Source organism: Pseudarthrobacter sp. NCCP-2145 (assembly GCF_023708005.1).
GTDB lineage: Bacteria > Actinomycetota > Actinomycetes > Actinomycetales > Micrococcaceae > Arthrobacter > Arthrobacter oxydans.
Genome location: NZ_BRCG01000001.1, coordinates 148,270 through 163,525, shown reverse-complemented (window position 1 = coordinate 163,525; position 15,256 = coordinate 148,270). Strand labels below are relative to the sequence as shown.

Here is a 15,256-nt window from a genome sequence, read left to right as displayed (position 1 = left end):
GGTGACAATCCACTATCTTGAATCGGCCGCGGACCCCAGAGTCGCCGACTACACGCAGCTCACGGACGTGCACCTGCGCAAGCTGCGTGAACCTGCCGAGGGCATGTACATCGCCGAGTCCTCCCGGGTGCTGCGGCGTGCCCTGGCAGCAGGACACCAGCCGCGCTCGTTCTTCCTGGCGGAGAAGTGGCTCGAGGACCTCCGGGACGTCCTGGATGCCTATCCCCAGGTCCCTGCCTTCATCGGCAGCGCGGACCTGCTGGAGGACATTACCGGCTTCCACCTCCACCGGGGCGCCATGGCCGCCATGCAGCGCCCGGCGCCCGTGCCGCTGCCGGAACTGCTGGCCGGGGCACGCAGGGTGGCTGTCCTGGAGGACATCGTGGACCACACCAATGTGGGCGCCATCTTCCGGTCGGCCGCCGCGCTGGACATCGATGCCGTCCTGGTCTCTCCCCGCTGCGGGGACCCACTCTACCGGCGGAGCGTCCGGGTGAGCATGGGCACGGTGTTCCAGGTGCCGTGGGCCCGGCTCACCAGCTGGCCGGAGGACCTGCACCTGCTCAAGGACCACGGCTTCACCGTAGCGGCGCTGGAGCTCACCGACGACGCCCAGGACGTGGATGCCGTCGCCGCCCGGAACCCCGGGAAGCTTGCCCTGGTGCTCGGCACCGAGGGTGCCGGGATGAGCGCCGGGACACTCGCCGCCGTCGATATCGCCGTGAAAATACCCATGCGCAACGGCGTGGATTCCCTGAATGTCGCAGCCGCATCAGCTGTGGCCTTCTGGGAGCTGCGGCCCCGGAACTAGGGGTGTAGCCAGCCAGGAGGTTGGTTCGCGGGCATCCGCGTTCTTACGCTATTATTGACAGCTGGCTGTAGTGCGCCCCCGGGCGACGCTGCTGACCATCCCATTCATACCTGGCAGCTGGCAAAATCCAGTTGTGCGAACAAAGGTCCAATTATGAAGTCTGATATCCACCCGAAGTACGAAGCTGTTGTTTTCAACGACCTGGCTTCCGGCACGAAGTTCCTGACCAAGTCCACCGTTTCCTCCTCGAAGACCATCGAATGGGAAGACGGCAACACCTACCCGGTCATCGATGTCGAAATCTCCTCCGAGTCGCACCCGTTCTACACGGGCAAGCAGCGCATCATGGACTCCGCAGGCCGCGTCGAGCGCTTCAACGCTCGCTTCAAGGGCTTCGGCGGCAAGAAGTAACGCACTTCCGCAAGGTTCTTTTGGGAAAGCCCGCACCGGCAAACGGTGCGGGCTTTCTGCGTCCCGGCCCGCTGTTACAGGCATCCGGCACTTCTGGGGGAGGATGGATGGCATGAGCACCACACCCTCTTCAGCAGGCCACTCCATCTCCCGCCGCCACGGTGAATACAAAGTGCCCGGCGGCAAGCTTGTGGTGGTGGACCTGGACGTTGTTGACGGCCGCCTCGCCAACGTCAACCTCAGCGGCGACTTCTTCCTGGAACCGGACGAGGCCCTCCTGGACATCAACCGGGGGCTCACGGGGCTGCCGGACACCACGACGGCGGCCGAGCTTGCCGCCGTCGTGTCCTCTTCGCTGCCGGCCGGCGCTGCCCTGTTCGGCTTCTCCGCGGAGGCCGTCGCCATCGCCGTCCGCCGTGCCCTGGCCAAGGCAACCTCCTGGGCGGACCACCACTGGAACCTCATCGCACCCACCGTCCTGCCCACAGAAATCAACGTGGCCCTGGACGAGGTCCTCACCGAGGAGGTCGGCGCGGGACGCCGCCACCCCACCCTGCGGTTTTGGGACTGGCAGGAGCCGTCAACGGTGATTGGCAGCTTCCAGTCCTACCGCAACGAGGTGGACCCCGGCGGCGTGGCGAAGCACGGCATCAAGGTTGTCCGGCGCATCAGCGGCGGGGGAGCGATGTTCATGGAGGCCGGCAACTGCATCACGTACTCGCTGTACCTGCCGCAGACCCTCGTGGACGGACTCAGCTTCGCGGACTCCTATCCCTTCCTGGACGCGTGGGTCATGGCCGCACTGGAAAAGCTTGGCATCAACGCCTTCTACGTGCCCCTGAACGACATCGCCACGGACCAGGGCAAGATCGGCGGGGCCGCGCAGAAGCGGCTCGCCAACGGCGGCATGCTGCACCACGTCACCATGAGTTACGACATCGACGCCGACAAAATGGTGGACGTGCTGCGGATCGGCAAGGAAAAGCTCTCGGACAAGGGGACCCGCAGCGCCAAGAAACGGGTGGACCCGCTCCGGCGCCAGACCGGACTGGCCCGCGCAGCCATCATCGCCGCGATGGCGGATGTTTTCACCGACCGGTACGGCGCCACGCCATCAGAGCTGACGGAGGGCGAGCTCGCCACCGCCCGGGAGCGCGTCGGCACCAAGTTCGGCACCGCCGAGTGGCTCCACCGCGTCCCCTGAGCCCATCCATTGTCCCTGCCGGCCCCTAACCTCACAAGTTCGGCCAGGGAACCCTGCCGGCATGGGCCCAGCTACTGTCGTTTTGGGGGTTCGAAACGGCACTTAGGGAGCAATCGATGGTGAATTCACGACGGCGGCCTGCGCCGTCAGTGCCCGCAGCAGGTGGCTGCGCTGTTCCACAATGATGCGCTGCAGGGCGCGGGGCGCGTCCGCATTGGCGGCCAACCATTCGTCCGTGCGCCGGATGGTGGGGTGCGCTGCCGGGTCGGTGCCCTCGGCCAGGTCCTGGGCCAGCGGGTAGAGGCCCCGGACAATCCGGCTGGCGATCTCGATGCTGCGTTCCTCCCATACGCTGCGCAGGCACCTGAAATAGGGCTCCACGAACGGCTCCAGCAGATCCGCAGGCGCCGTCATGAACCCGCTGATGGTGGCGCTGAGCAGTTGGTTGGAGAGCCCGTTCCCGTCCACTGCCGCTTTCCACGCTGCTGCCTTGGCCTCCGGGTCCGGACGGGCGGCGAGGGCTGTGGCATGGCCGGCGCGTCCGGACGCCGTGGTGTCACGGGCGAGTTCGGTGTCCAGTTCCTCCACTGCCGCTTGGCCGTTGGCTGCCAGGGCATGCCAGAGGTGCCAGCGCAGCTCTGCATCCACGGCCAGGCCGTCCACTGGTGCCGTGCCGTCAAGGAGCCCGCGCAGCCGGGGCAGCATGGCATCATCGTGCCGGCTGGTGCTGGCGAGGGTCCGGGCCCAGGCCAGCTGCTGGTCGGAGCCGGGTGCGGCCCTGTCCAGTTCCGCCGCTGCCGCTGCCAGGAACGTGGACCGCAGCGCAGCACGTTCGCCGGTCGGCGTGTAGCGTTCGACGGCGGTGCCTGCGTTGTCGAGGATGTTCAGCAGGACGCCGATTCCTGTTTCGGCCGGACCAAACGCAACCACGGCTTCGACGTACCGCGCCGCCGGGCTTTCCCCGTCCCGGGCCGAGTTCCAGAGCGCCGTCCAGCAGAGCGCACGGGCCATGGGGTCCCCGATCCGGTCCAGGGACGAACGGACAGTTGCCTCGGACGCCGGGTCCAGCCGCACCTTGGCGTAGGTGAGGTCGTCATCGTTGACCAGCAGGAGCGCGGGCCGGGGCTTGCCGGCGAGCTGGGGGAGTTCCGTCCGGGCCCCGGCCACATCCGTTTCGAAACTGGCGGTGCGCACCAGGGCCCCGCCGCCGTCGAAATTATAGGACCCAACGCGCAGCCGGTGCGGCCGAAGCTCCTCCCGTCCTGTGACCGGGTCCGTGGCTGCCTGGACGATGGCCGCCCTGCCCAGCACGCCGTCGTCGTCCGCGCCCGGTACAGCTTCGCCGGGCACAATCCTTCCCGGCACAATCTCCAGGGACAGCGTGGAGATGCCCGAGGTCTGCAGCCACTGCTGCGCCCAGCCGGCCAGGTCCCGCCCTGAGGAGGCACTCAATGCGGCCAGCAGGTCGTCAAGCGTCGTGTTGCCGTACGCGTGCTTGCGGAAGTAGTCGCGGGAGCCGCTGATAAAGGCCTCGAACCCGACGTAGGCCACCAGCTGCTTCAGCACAGAGGCGCCCTTGGCGTAGGTGATGCCGTCGAAGTTCTGTTTGGCGGCTTCAAGGTCCGGGATGTCCGCAACGATCGGGTGGGTGGTGGGCAGCTGGTCCTGGACATAGGCCCAGGCCTTGCGCTTGTTGGCGAAGTTCACCCACGCGGTGTCCCAGTCCGTGGCGCGGTCCACGCCCAGGGTGCCCATGTAGTCGGCGAAGGATTCCTTGAGCCACAAGTCGTCCCACCACTGCATGGTGACCAGGTCGCCGAACCACATGTGCGCCATCTCGTGCATCAGGGTATTGGCGCGCCCCTGGTACTGGGCGTCCGTGGCGCGCGAGGTGAACACGTAGCTCTCGGTGAACGTCACCAGACCGGGGTTCTCCATGGCACCAAGGTTGTATTCGGGGACGAAAGCCTGGTCGTACTTGCCCCAGGGATAGGGGTAGTCGAACAGCCGGTTGAAGAAGTCCAGGCCGTTCTTCGTCAGCTGGAAAAGCTGGTCTGTGTCGAAAGACTCTGCCATCGACGCCCGGCAGTAGAGGGCGAGCGGCACGTCCAGGGAGGTGCCGTCGTCGAGCGTTGCCTGCCAGCGGTCCTCGGCCCTGAAGTACGGGCCGGCCAGCACGGTGGTGATGTAGGTGGACATCCGGCCGGTGGTGGCGAAGTCCCACCGGGCGGCAGAGGGGTCGCCGCTGAGGAGGGTGCGGGCAGCCTCCCCGCCGTTGGAGGCCACCTGCCAGCCGGCCGGTGCGGTCACGTGAAAGGTGAAGGAGGCCTTGAGGTCAGGCTGTTCGAAGTTGGCGAAGACCCGGCGGGCGTCGGCGGGCTCGTACTGCGTGTAGAGGTAGCACTGGCCGTCTGCCGGATCGAAGAAGCGGTGCATGCCTTCGCCGGAGCGGCTGTACAGGGCAGTGCCGGTGACGGCCACCTGGTTTTCGGACTGCAGGTTGTCCAGCCTGATCCTGGCGCCGTCCGCCACGTCCTCCACGCGCAGTTCCTTCCCGTTGAGGACAACACTGTGGACCTCGCCGATGAAGTCCAGAAATGTTGATGCCCCCGGCTGCGAGGCCGTGAAGGTGATAATGCTGCATGTCGGATAGCCCGCCACTTCCGGATCGGCCGCCTCCCGCACGTCCAGGGAGACGTCGTAACCGGTGGTGCTGATCAGGGCTGAACGGTGGGCGGCTTCGTCGCGCTGCAGATTCTCATGTGACACCCAGCTATCTAATCACGTGGTTATCCGGCGATCAGCAGGGCCGCCGCCAGCCCCAGGACGGCGATCAGGAACCACGACGCCAGTGCCGCCAGCAGTGCCCGCCCGCCTGTATGCAGGAGCGTCCGGATCCTGACGGCGGACCCCAGGCCGAAGAGCGCGGCGCCCAGCAGGATGTCCTGCAGTGCCGCCCCCGCCTCAAGCCAGCCTTCAGCCAGCCAGCCGGTTGAGCGGAGGCCCACCATCGCCACGAAGCCCAGGACGAACAGCGGCACCACCGGCGGGAGTTTCGCGTTGTCGCGGTCCGCGGCGTTCCCTGCCCGCGGCGCGAACCGGTGGTGCGCACCGGCCAGTGCCGCCACCGGCGCCAGCAGGAGTACCCGGGTGAGCTTAACCACGACGGCGATGCCCAGTGCCGCCGTCCCTGCGGTTTGCGCCGTGGCCACCACCTGGCCCACATCGTGCACTGAGGCACCCGTCCAGGCGCCGAACACGGGCGCGCTGAGTTGGAGGGGATGGACCAGCAGGGGCAGGACGCCGATGGCAAGGGTCCCGCAAAGCGTTACGAGCGCCACCGGCAGGACCGTGTCCACGTGCCGGATCCGGCGGACGGCGGCCATGGCGCCGATGGCGGAGGCACCGCAGATCGAGAAGCCGGTGGCCACCAGCAGCGAGGTGACCGGCGGCAGCCGGAACAGCCGGGAGATCAGGTAGGTGCCGCCAAAGCTGGCCGCCACCACGGCGACGATCAGGACCAGCGCCAGCCAGCCCAGTCCCAGCACGTCCATGATGCTGACTTTCAGGCCAAGCAGAACGATGCCGCCGCGCATGAGGTGCTTCCCCGCGAAGTCCAATCCCGGCCGCGCCCTGCCGGCGGTCCATACCCCGGACGCGGGAAGGTTGGCGGCCAGGACGCCCAGCACCACTGCCAGCGTCATTGCGGGAAGCGCGGGAACCAGCCGGTGAACCAGGAACGCAGCCGCCAGGGCAACGGCCGCTGTGGCCAGCCCAGGGAGGAGCCTCCCGGGCCGTCCGGGCAAGTCCGGACCGGGCTCGCGGAAGGATCTGGGGACTGGCACTCACCTACTGTGCCGGAAAAGAGGCGCAATGCACGAACCAGGGCATCCCCGCCAACACGCCAGAATGGACGGCAGTAATGAATTCGAAACAAAAAGATGGTTGGCTATTGGACATGTCAGACCTATTCCAGGATTACTCCGTGGCCGCCGGCCGGTCCGGAGCCTACGACGAGATGTTCGCTCCCGGGCAACAGGCCCGGGACTCGTACGGGCAGGTGGCGGACGCCCTCCGCAAGCTCTCCCTTGCTGACGTGAGCGCCCGCGCAGATTCCATGGCGCGTACCTTCCTGGACCGCGGTGTGACCTTCGACTTTGCGGGGGAGGAGCGCCCCTTCCCGCTGGACATCGTTCCCCGGGTCATTCCGGCGGGGGAGTGGGACGTGCTGGAACGCGGCGTGGCCCAGCGCGTCCGCGCGCTGGAGGCCTTCCTCAACGATGTGTACGACAAGATGACCGTCGTTGCCGATGGCGTGATCCCCCGGCAGCTGGTCACCACCAGCGCGCACTTCCACCGGCAGGTCCACGGGTTCGAACCGGCGGGCGGCGTCCGTGTCCACATCTCCGGCATTGACGTTGTCCGCGACGCTGCCGGGACCTTCCGCGTGCTTGAGGACAATGTCCGCGTTCCCTCCGGCGTGAGCTACGTCCTGGAGAACCGCCGGGCCATGGCCAAGGGCCTGCCTGAGGCGTTCGGCCAGCAGCTCATCCGGCCGGTCGAGGAATACCCCCGCCGCCTGCTCTCCGCCCTGCGCAAGACCGCACCCTCCGGCGTCGACGATCCCACCGTGGTGGTCCTCACCCCCGGCGTGTTCAACAGCGCCTACTTCGAGCACACCCTCCTCGCGGGCCTCATGGGCGTGGAACTCGTGGAAGGCCGCGACCTCATCTGCCGCGGTAACCGTGTCTACATGCGCACCACGGCCGGCGAACAGCGCGTGGACGTCATCTACAAGCGGATCGATGACGATTTCCTGGACCCGCTGCAGTTCCGTTCAGATTCCATGCTCGGTTGCCCGGGCCTGGTCAACGCCGCCCGGGCAGGCGGCGTGACCATCGCCAACGCCGTGGGCAACGGCGTCGCGGACGACAAACTGGTCTACAGTTACGTCCCTGACCTCATCCGCTACTACCTCAGCGAGGAACCCATCATCGCCAACGTGGACACGTACCGCCTGGAGGAGAAGGAAGCCCGCGAATACACCCTGGACAACCTGGCCGAGCTGGTGGTCAAGCCGGTGGACGGCTCCGGCGGCAAGGGCCTGGTCATCGGACCGGACGCGTCCAGGGACGAACTCGATGCACTCCGCCAGCGGATCATCGCCGATCCCCGCGGCTGGATTGCCCAGCCGGTGCTGCAACTCTCCACGGTCCCCACGCTGAGCGGGGACAAATTCGGCCCCCGCCACGTGGACCTGCGGCCCTTCGCAGTAAACGACGGCGACAACGTCTGGGTGCTCCCGGGCGGGCTGACGCGCGTGGCGCTCAAGGAGGGGTCACTGATCGTGAATTCCAGCCAGGGCGGCGGATCGAAGGACACCTGGGTCCTGGCCGATTCGCCCCAGGTGCCGGTGGAAACCGTGCCCCGGCCCTCCATCTCCGTCCGGGAACGCGTCTCGGTATGGCCGGTGGAGAGCAACTGGCGGGACCGCCAGTCGGAGCAGCAGCAGTGAGCCGGGCCGTGACCTGGCAGTATTCTTTTCCAGTTTCGGGCACGCAGGAGGTAGCCGCGAATGCTTAGCCGTATTGCCGAGTCCCTATTCTGGATCGGGCGTTATGTGGAACGGGCGGACGGCACAGCCCGCATCCTCGACGTCCACCTCGAGCGGCTCAACCACCTGCCCATGGACGAGCGCAAGAGCGTGGCCCAGGAACTCCTGGCCGTCATGGGCGCACGCCCGCAGAGCGAGGACTTCGGCCTGCCCGAGCTTCTCCACGCCCTTGCCTATGACAAGACCAGCGCCACCTCCATTGCAGGGTCCCTGGGGGCCGCGCGGGAGAACGCCCGGCGCGCCCGGGAAACTGTCTCCTCGGGCCTGTGGGAGAGCCTGAACACCACCTACTACGGGCTCAGCCAGCACCGCAAGGACGTGGTGGGCACCTACCGGTTCTGCAACTGGACGCTGGAACGGACCGCCATGGTCAGCGGCCTGGCGGACACCACCGTCAGCCATGACGAAAGCTGGCTCTTCCTGGTGCTGGGCCGGTCCCTGGAACGCGCGGACATGACCGCCCGCATGCTCTCCACCCGGGACGTGCTCTCTGCCGGGATGTCCTGGGTCAACATGCTCCGCTGCGCCGGTGCGTACGAGTCCTTCCTGCGCACCCGCCGTGCCGCCTTCGGCGACCAGCACGCCGCCGAGTTCCTGCTCCTGGACCGGCTCTTCCCGAGGTCCATCGTCTACGCCCTGAGGGACGCAGACGAGTGCCTGGCCAAGCTGGATCCCTCCGCCCAGCGGGTGGGGTTCATCAACGACGCGCGGCGGATCGTAGGCCAGGCGCGGACCTTCCTTGAGTTCCACCGGACGGATGACCTGATGTCCGAGCTCCCTGAGCACATGGAGCGCGTGCAGAAAGCCGTGGCGCAGGCGTCGGACGCCATTTCCCGTAAGTACTTCAATCAGGCGGATGAACTGGCCTGGGTGGGAGAAGTTTCATGACCCGGCTGAGCATCGTCCACAAGACGGCCTACAAGTACAACAAGCGGGTCACCCTGTCCTACAACGAGGCCCGGATGACCCCGCTCACCGATTCCCAGCAGGTGGTGCTGGAATCGGTGGTCAAGGTTTCGCCGTCGCAGGCCGCCGTCAGCACCTACCGCGACTATTGGGGCACCCGGGTCACGGCGTTCGACATGCAGATGCCGCACGACCACCTCGAGGTCGTTTCCAACATCACGGTGGAAGTCCACCGTGCCGAGAAGATCCCGGCCGAGGCGGACATTGCCGGCTGGGACGTCCTGGCCTCACCGGAAACCCTCAACACGTTCAGCGACTGGCTCCCGCAGTCCAGGCTCAGCGGCCCGGGGGACGAAGTCCTGGGCATCATTCCCGGAGTCGTGGCAGGGAAGAACCCGCACGAGGCCGCCATGGCCGTGTTTGAGTGGATGCGCGGCGAGATGACCTACATGTCCGGTTCAACCGCGGTGACCACCAACGCGGAGGAGGCATGGGGCCAGCGCCAGGGTGTCTGCCAGGACCTGGCACACCTGGCGATCGGTGCGCTGCGCAGCTGCGGTATCCCGGCACGCTACGTGTCCGGCTACCTGCACCCGCGGTCCAGTGCCGGCATCGGCGAGACAGTGGCGGGGCAGTCGCATGCCTGGCTGGAGTTCTGGGACGGCGACTGGCGCAGCTGGGACCCCACCAACCACAAGCCCGCCGGCGACTTCCACGTCACCGTGGCCCGGGGGCGGGACTACCGTGACGTGCCGCCGCTGAAGGGCATCCTGTCCGGCGGTGGCGGTTCCGCGCTGAGCGTCAGCGTGGAGATCACCCAGCTCGCCTGACCGGCAGCCGTGTGGAGCCGCGCGCTTGCTTACGGCTTCTGGGGGAGTTCCTAACTTTCCAATACGGGGCCGCCCGGCCGCCCGCCGATGATCCTCGTGGTGACGGCGGCCGGGCCGCTACCGCACACACCCCGTCTGGGCTGTTGCCACAGGACCGTCTTTAGGGCCCTGTATGGAGGACCGAGCCGCCAAGGTTCTTTTGGATGAGCTTCGGGTCCTCGCTGACCACTGTCCAGTTCTTGCCCACGTTGATCGCGCGTTGCCCAACCGGCCTCCAGAAATCCAGCTGCGCCGCCAGATAAACGTCGTCGGTGTAGATCGCAAGGTAGGTAAACTCGCTGCAGCTTGCGGAGGTGGCGGAGAATTTGGAAGGAGGGGTGTCCAGAACCAGTTCCTGGCATAGCAGGCCAGCGGATTCCACAGCCTCCCGCAAGTCGTCTATCGACTCATAAGTTCCGCCATCCTCCGGCGGCCGCGTGGGTTCGGAACCTGAGCATGATGCCAAGGAGAAGGCGAGAATGACTGCGGCAGTGCCCATAGCGGTTCGGTTCATATCTGGTCCCCATTTCAGAAATCGTCCGCGCTGTCCCAGCCTAACCGGCCCAGGCACCCGCCGCGGCCAAGAATGGCCTTCCCCGCCGGGTCGAGCGACGGCGTACCTGATGGCGCAGCTGAAGCACCGGTTCCCCTGGATCATTAAGTCATTGATTGTTGTCTGCGTAGGGGTCACTTTGGGCACGAGGCTGCGCAGACGAAGGGCTGCGACCGGGTCGTCCCAGGCCTCATTTACGCCAGGATCATGAGTGGGGCGATAGCATGGGATGGTAGCACTGTCCGATGCCCGCGGCGGCGGCAAGGCGTAGCTCCAGGCTCGTCTGAGGTGGCGCAGGTATCGCGCCTAAAGCTGTCGAAGGATGTCCGATGACGATTCTCGATCCTGCCAGGTCCGACCAGTTCCGCACAGCGGCGCAGCATGCTTCATTCCACGTGCCCACGGCGCGCCGCGACGAATTGGCCACCCACGTTCTGGACGCCATGCGCGGCCAACACTACGACAGTGCCGCAGCGGTCGCAGTCCTTGATGGTGACCAACTGCTCGGCCTGGTCACCATCGAGAAGCTGTTCGCCGCCCCGCCTGCCACTCCGATGAGCCTGCTGATGGACGCCAACCCTCCGGTTGTCGCGTCCTCAACCGTGCAGGAGCATGCGGCCTGGAAAGCCGTCCACCACAATGAGCCGACCCTCGCCGTCATTGACGATGGCCGGTTCGGCGGTCTCATACCCGCCAACGCGATGCTTGAGGTGCTGCTGACTGAGCATGACGAGGACATGGTGCGGCTAGGCGGATTCCTGCGCTCTGCATCGCCCGCTCAGCTGACGACGGTGGAGCCGCTGCTGCGTCGCCTATGGCATCGACTTCCATGGCTGGGTGTTGGGCTCATCGGTGCGTTGCTCGCGGCCGGGGTGGTGGGCAACTTTGAGGCCGATCTGGCTGAGCACGTCCTCATCGCTTTCTTTGTCCCCGGCGTGGTTTATCTCGCCGACGCGATCGGAACACAGACGGAAGCGCTTGTCATTCGAGGCCTTTCGCTTGGTGTAGGCGTGCGGCGAATCATTGGCCGCGAGATCGCCACTGGTGTGATTCTGGGTCTGCTCCTTGGAGGGGTGTCACTGCTCGTTGTGGGATTGATCTGGCAGGACTGGGCCGTGGCCCTGGCGGTCGCTCTCTCGCTGCTGGCTGCCGCTTCAATCGCTACAGTCATCGCCCTGGTTCTGCCCTGGGTAATCAGCAGGCTGGGCCAGGACCCGGCCTTCGGTTCCGGGCCCCTCGCCACGGTGGTACAGGACATCCTGACTGTGACGATCTACCTTGCTGTTGCCTCCGCCCTCGTGGGCTGACTGCCCGCAGCCGCGTCCGGCACCAAAGTTCGCGCCAGTACCAGGCAGGGCTCAGCCACCGGCAGGTGAGGCCGCGGCAGGTGTGCACTCCGGCCGTGGCGGTGCGGGGTTTTACTCCTGGGCAGTCTTGATGGCGCCGCTGAGCTGGGTCCACCAGGTCATGGGTTCCGTCACCCTGAAGCGGCGGCCCGTGATGGTGTCCGGGGTGATGCGGACGAACACGTCCTTCTTGCCCGCCTGCCACGGGAAGAGGAAGAGCTGAGTGGTCTCCAGGACCTGCTCCGTGCCGGTGACGACGGCGGCCGTCCCCTTCACCACCACACTCCAGGCCAGCCCGGTGTCAGGATCCACTCCGTCGGCTTCCACGGCCACCGCAGCGTCTTCCGAGGCTCCGGAGAGCTTGGTTCCTTCGCTCGTGCGGAACACCAGGGTGCCGCCGTCCACCGTGTAATTGATGGGGAAGATATCCGGCCGGCCCGAGACCAGGACGGCCAGCCTGCCGACGGACACGTTCCGGAGCATGGCCCAGCACTCGTGGTGTTCAAGATTCTGCACTTCAGATATCGGTTCGCCGCTCATGCCGCGAGCTTACCCTCACCAGGGGCTGGGTTTGTAGTCCTTGAGGAACACACCGTACTGGTCCTCGCCGTTCTCGCCCATGACGATGGGATCGTAGACGCGGGCGGCGCCGTCCACAAGGTCCAGGGGTGCGTGGAAGCCTTCCTCCATGAGCCTGACCTTGGTGAAGTGCGGACGCTCGTCGGTAATCCAGCCCGTGTCCACGGCAGTCATCAGGATGCCGTCGGTGTCCAGCATCTCCTGGGCGCTGGTGCGCGTCATCATGTTGAGCGCCGCCTTGGCCATATTGGTGTGCGGGTGGCCGGGGCCCTTGTAGGCGCGGGAGAACTGGCCTTCCATCGCGGAGACGTTCACGATGTACTTGCGCCGGGCAGTGGAGCGCTTCATGGCGGCGCGCAGACGGCTGACCAGCAGGAAGGGTGCCGTGACGTTGCAGAGCTGCACCTCCAGCATTTCCAGCGGGTCAACCTCGTCCACCACCTGGGTCCAGCTGTTGATCGTAGCCAGGTCCGGAACCAGGCCGCCGGCGTCGATGGCCGTCCCGGACGCGATCCGCTCCAGTGATGCGGAACCGGTGGACAGCGCCAGGGACGTGATCGCGTCTCCGGCCAGCACAGGGTGCTCGGTGACGCTGCTGGCCAGCGCCAGGGGGTGCTTGTCATGCGCGTGGCCGAACGTCACCAGTTCCGGGCCGCCGTTCGCCTGCTCCAGGGCTGCCGGCAGGGGCTCATCCTCGGCGTCCACCAACGGCTTGTAGGCATTGCCGGAACGGCGGACGGTCTGGGCGGCATTGTTGATGATGATGTCCAGCGGCCCGGCCTCGGAAAGAGAGTCCGTCAGGGCCATGACCTGGGCAGGATCCCGCAGGTCTATGCCCACGATACGGAGCCGGTGCAGCCACTCGCCACTGTCCTCCATCGCGGCAAAGCGGCGGGCGGCATCCTTGGGGAAGCGCGTGGTGATGGTGGTGTGGGCACCGTCGCGCAGCAGCCGAAGGGCGATGTACATGCCGATCTTGGCCCGTCCGCCGGTCAGCAGGGCGCGGCGCCCGGTCAGGTCGGTCCGTGCGTCCCGCTTGCTGTGGCTGAACGCGGCACACTCCGGGCACAGCTGGTGGTAGAAGGCATCCACCTGCGTGTAGCGCTGCTTGCAGATGTAGCACGGACGCGACCGGATAAGGTGTCCTGCAACTGCGCCCGTGGCCGAGGTGGCCAGCTTGTTGCCGCGGGTCTCGTCGTCGATCCGGTCGGGAGCGGCGGTGGCGGTCTGGGCGAGCACTGCCCGGTCTGCCTCGGAAATCAGGTCACGCTTGGTCACGCGCCGGTGCCGCTTGACGGCCTTGAACATTTTCCCGGTGGCGCGCCGCACCGAGATGTAGTCCGGGTGCTCCTCGTCATAGGCGTGGATGGTGTTCAGGACCTTGAGGCAGGCCTGGATTTCCTCAGGGGTCAGATCGGGGGAGCTCATTGTACCGATTTTACAGCCTGGGACACTGCCGGCCGCACCTTTGGAGGCGGGCCGGCCCTGGGGTCAGGTGCTAGATCCTGGCGCCCGGTGCAGCGTCGGCAGCAGCCGCAGCGTGCGTCTCGGCAACCCTGTCCACCGATTCCTGCAGGTCGGGGTGGTGGCCTGCGGCCGCCTTGACCGCATTCGGGACAAGGTGGAGGTTCCGCGCGGCAAGCTGCCGCTCGTCGTCAGTGGGTTCGGGAACGGTCTGCCCCTTGGCGAGGACCGTGATGCCGGACTCGGTGACCTTGAAGCCGCGGGCACGGTCCAGGTCGGCGTCCAGTCCGATCGCCGCTCCCGCGGGCACCTTGACGTTCTTGTCGATGATGGCCCGGTTAACAACGGCGCCCTCGCCGATCTGAACCTTGTCCATCAGGACGGAGTCGATAACCCGGCTGCTGGTGGCCACGTAGACGTCGTTGGACAGGACAGAGCCCTCCACGATGCCGCCGGAAATCACCACGCCGCTGGAAACGATCGAATCCAGCGCGGTGCCCACCGTGTTGTTCTGGCCGCGCACGAACTTTGCCGGCGGGGAGATGCTCTGCCTCGTGTAGATGGGCCACTCGGAGTTGTAGAGGTTGAACACCGGCAGCGGGGAAATGAGGTCCATGTGCGCGTCGTAGAAGGAGTCGATGGTGCCCACATCCCGCCAGTAGGTGCGGTCACGCTCGGTGGAGCCGGGGATGTCGTTGAGGGTGAAGTCGTACACGTCGGCCTCGCCCTGGTTGACGAAGTAGGGGATGATGTCCCCGCCCATGTCGTGCTTGGTGTCCAGCCGCTCGGCGTCGACGTGGAGCGCGGCCACCAAAGCGTCGGCGTCAAAGACGTAGTTGCCCATGGAGGCCAGGAACTGCGAGGGATCGGCGGCGAGGCCCGGAGTGCTGGAGGGCTTCTCCACGAACGCTGAAATCTTCTGCGGGTTGTCCTGGTCCACCTCGATCACGCCGAACTGGTCCGCCATGTGCAGCGGCTGCCGGACGGCGGCGACCGTTGCCTTGGCGCCGCTGTTGACGTGCTGCTCCACCATCTGGGCGAAGTCCATGCGGTAGACGTGGTCGGCTCCGACCACCACCACGATGTCCGGGTTGGCGTCATGAATGAGGTTCAGGGACTGGTAGATGGCGTTGGCGCTGCCCAGGAACCAGCTCTTGCCCACACGCTGCTGCGCCGGCACCGAGGCGACGTAGTTGCCCAGCTGGGTGGACATGCGCCAGGTCTCCGAGATGTGGCGGTCAAGGCTGTGCGACTTGTACTGCGTCAGTACAACAATCTGCAGGTAGCGGGAATTCACCAGGTTGGACAGCGCAAAGTCGATCAGGCGGTAGCTCCCGGCGAAGGGTACAGCAGGTTTGGCCCGGTCTGCCGTCAGTGGCATCAGTCTGTTTCCCTCGCCACCCGCGAGGACAATGGCCAGGACTTTTTTGTTCAACGGCATGATGGTCGCTCCTGTACGCCTTCGTAACTCCCCAAGACAGTCCGGTACGCCCGGACCC

The 15,256-nt window shown here is 66.4% G+C and carries 13 protein-coding genes; 7 read left to right on the top strand and 6 right to left on the bottom strand.

Annotated elements, in window-relative coordinates:
- Position 1: 1 nt before the first annotated feature.
- The 3 genes from NFU08_RS00755 to NFU08_RS00745 all read left to right on the top strand — a co-directional run bounded on the left by NFU08_RS00755 (position 2) and on the right by NFU08_RS00745 (position 2,426).
- Positions 2–811: an RNA methyltransferase gene (locus NFU08_RS00755; protein ID WP_251420126.1), complete on the top strand. Its 810-nt coding sequence runs from the start codon at positions 2–4 to the stop codon at positions 809–811.
- A gap of 153 nt (positions 812–964) precedes the next feature.
- Complete coding sequence (locus tag NFU08_RS00750; RefSeq protein ID WP_066275740.1) at positions 965–1,222, top strand: type B 50S ribosomal protein L31; 258 nt, start codon at positions 965–967, stop codon at positions 1,220–1,222.
- A gap of 112 nt (positions 1,223–1,334) precedes the next feature.
- Positions 1,335–2,426: a biotin/lipoate A/B protein ligase family protein gene (locus NFU08_RS00745; protein ID WP_174174516.1), complete on the top strand. Its 1,092-nt coding sequence runs from the start codon at positions 1,335–1,337 to the stop codon at positions 2,424–2,426.
- Between the two features lie 102 nt (positions 2,427–2,528).
- Here the strand turns inward: NFU08_RS00745 and pepN are convergent, their stop codons facing one another.
- Both pepN and NFU08_RS00735 read right to left on the bottom strand, forming a co-directional pair.
- Entirely contained in the window at positions 2,529–5,195 is a 2,667-nt protein-coding gene (pepN, locus tag NFU08_RS00740) for an aminopeptidase N (protein WP_251420125.1), read from the bottom strand.
- Positions 5,196–5,215: 20 nt separating this feature from the next.
- Positions 5,216–6,271, bottom strand: a complete 1,056-nt coding sequence (locus NFU08_RS00735) for a YeiH family protein (protein ID WP_374724843.1) — start codon at positions 6,269–6,271, stop codon at positions 5,216–5,218.
- Between the two features lie 113 nt (positions 6,272–6,384).
- Here NFU08_RS00735 and NFU08_RS00730 point away from each other — a divergent pair, with 113 nt between their 5' ends.
- The 3 genes from NFU08_RS00730 to NFU08_RS00720 are packed head-to-tail and all read left to right on the top strand — an operon-like array spanning position 6,385 to position 9,776.
- Entirely contained in the window at positions 6,385–7,941 is a 1,557-nt protein-coding gene (locus NFU08_RS00730; RefSeq protein WP_174174511.1) for a circularly permuted type 2 ATP-grasp protein, read from the top strand.
- A 60-nt stretch (positions 7,942–8,001) separates the two neighbouring features.
- On the top strand, positions 8,002–8,928 hold the full coding sequence (locus tag NFU08_RS00725; protein WP_066275749.1) for an alpha-E domain-containing protein: 927 nt from the start codon (positions 8,002–8,004) through the stop codon (positions 8,926–8,928).
- A complete protein-coding gene (locus NFU08_RS00720) occupies positions 8,925–9,776 on the top strand; it encodes a transglutaminase family protein (RefSeq protein WP_174174509.1) in 852 nt (283 codons plus the stop codon). The genes NFU08_RS00725 and NFU08_RS00720 overlap by 4 nt, the downstream gene beginning before the upstream one ends.
- Positions 9,777–9,936: 160 nt before the next feature.
- Here the strand turns inward: NFU08_RS00720 and NFU08_RS00715 are convergent, their stop codons facing one another.
- On the bottom strand, positions 9,937–10,329 hold the full coding sequence (locus tag NFU08_RS00715) for a hypothetical protein (RefSeq protein ID WP_251420124.1): 393 nt from the start codon (positions 10,327–10,329) through the stop codon (positions 9,937–9,939).
- Between the two features lie 368 nt (positions 10,330–10,697).
- On the opposite strand from NFU08_RS00715, the gene NFU08_RS00710 reads away from it, so the two are divergent.
- Positions 10,698–11,675 carry a magnesium transporter gene (locus NFU08_RS00710; RefSeq protein WP_174174505.1) on the top strand — a complete coding sequence of 326 codons (978 nt, stop codon included), beginning with the start codon at positions 10,698–10,700 and terminating at the stop codon, positions 11,673–11,675.
- 111 nt (positions 11,676–11,786) lie between these two features.
- Here NFU08_RS00710 and NFU08_RS00705 read toward each other — a convergent pair whose 3' ends face one another.
- From NFU08_RS00705 to glgC, 3 genes are all read right to left on the bottom strand, one after another.
- Positions 11,787–12,254, bottom strand: a complete 468-nt coding sequence (locus NFU08_RS00705; protein ID WP_104187199.1) for a pyridoxamine 5'-phosphate oxidase family protein — start codon at positions 12,252–12,254, stop codon at positions 11,787–11,789.
- A 15-nt stretch (positions 12,255–12,269) separates the two neighbouring features.
- On the bottom strand, positions 12,270–13,721 hold the full coding sequence (locus NFU08_RS00700; protein WP_251420123.1) for an SDR family NAD(P)-dependent oxidoreductase: 1,452 nt from the start codon (positions 13,719–13,721) through the stop codon (positions 12,270–12,272).
- 70 nt (positions 13,722–13,791) lie between these two features.
- Positions 13,792–15,198 carry a glucose-1-phosphate adenylyltransferase gene (glgC, locus tag NFU08_RS00695; protein WP_174174500.1) on the bottom strand — a complete coding sequence of 469 codons (1,407 nt, stop codon included), beginning with the start codon at positions 15,196–15,198 and terminating at the stop codon, positions 13,792–13,794.
- Between the last annotated feature and the right edge of the window lie 58 nt (positions 15,199–15,256).

Bases quoted from the DNA above. Each gene is read 5' to 3' on its own strand.
- NFU08_RS00700 (WP_251420123.1), bottom strand. From the start codon at position 13,721: ATGAGCTCCCCCGATCTGACCCCTGAGGAAATCCAGGCCTGCCTCAAG.
- glgC (WP_174174500.1), bottom strand. From the start codon at position 15,198: ATGCCGTTGAACAAAAAAGTCCTGGCCATTGTCCTCGCGGGTGGCGAG.
- NFU08_RS00710 (WP_174174505.1), top strand. From the start codon at position 10,698: ATGACGATTCTCGATCCTGCCAGGTCCGACCAGTTCCGCACAGCGGCG.
- NFU08_RS00750 (WP_066275740.1), top strand. From the start codon at position 965: ATGAAGTCTGATATCCACCCGAAGTACGAAGCTGTTGTTTTCAACGAC.
- NFU08_RS00720 (WP_174174509.1), top strand. From the start codon at position 8,925: ATGACCCGGCTGAGCATCGTCCACAAGACGGCCTACAAGTACAACAAG.
- NFU08_RS00725 (WP_066275749.1), top strand. From the start codon at position 8,002: ATGCTTAGCCGTATTGCCGAGTCCCTATTCTGGATCGGGCGTTATGTG.
- NFU08_RS00705 (WP_104187199.1), bottom strand. From the start codon at position 12,254: ATGAGCGGCGAACCGATATCTGAAGTGCAGAATCTTGAACACCACGAG.
- NFU08_RS00745 (WP_174174516.1), top strand. From the start codon at position 1,335: ATGAGCACCACACCCTCTTCAGCAGGCCACTCCATCTCCCGCCGCCAC.
- NFU08_RS00715 (WP_251420124.1), bottom strand. From the start codon at position 10,329: ATGAACCGAACCGCTATGGGCACTGCCGCAGTCATTCTCGCCTTCTCC.
- NFU08_RS00730 (WP_174174511.1), top strand. From the start codon at position 6,385: ATGTCAGACCTATTCCAGGATTACTCCGTGGCCGCCGGCCGGTCCGGA.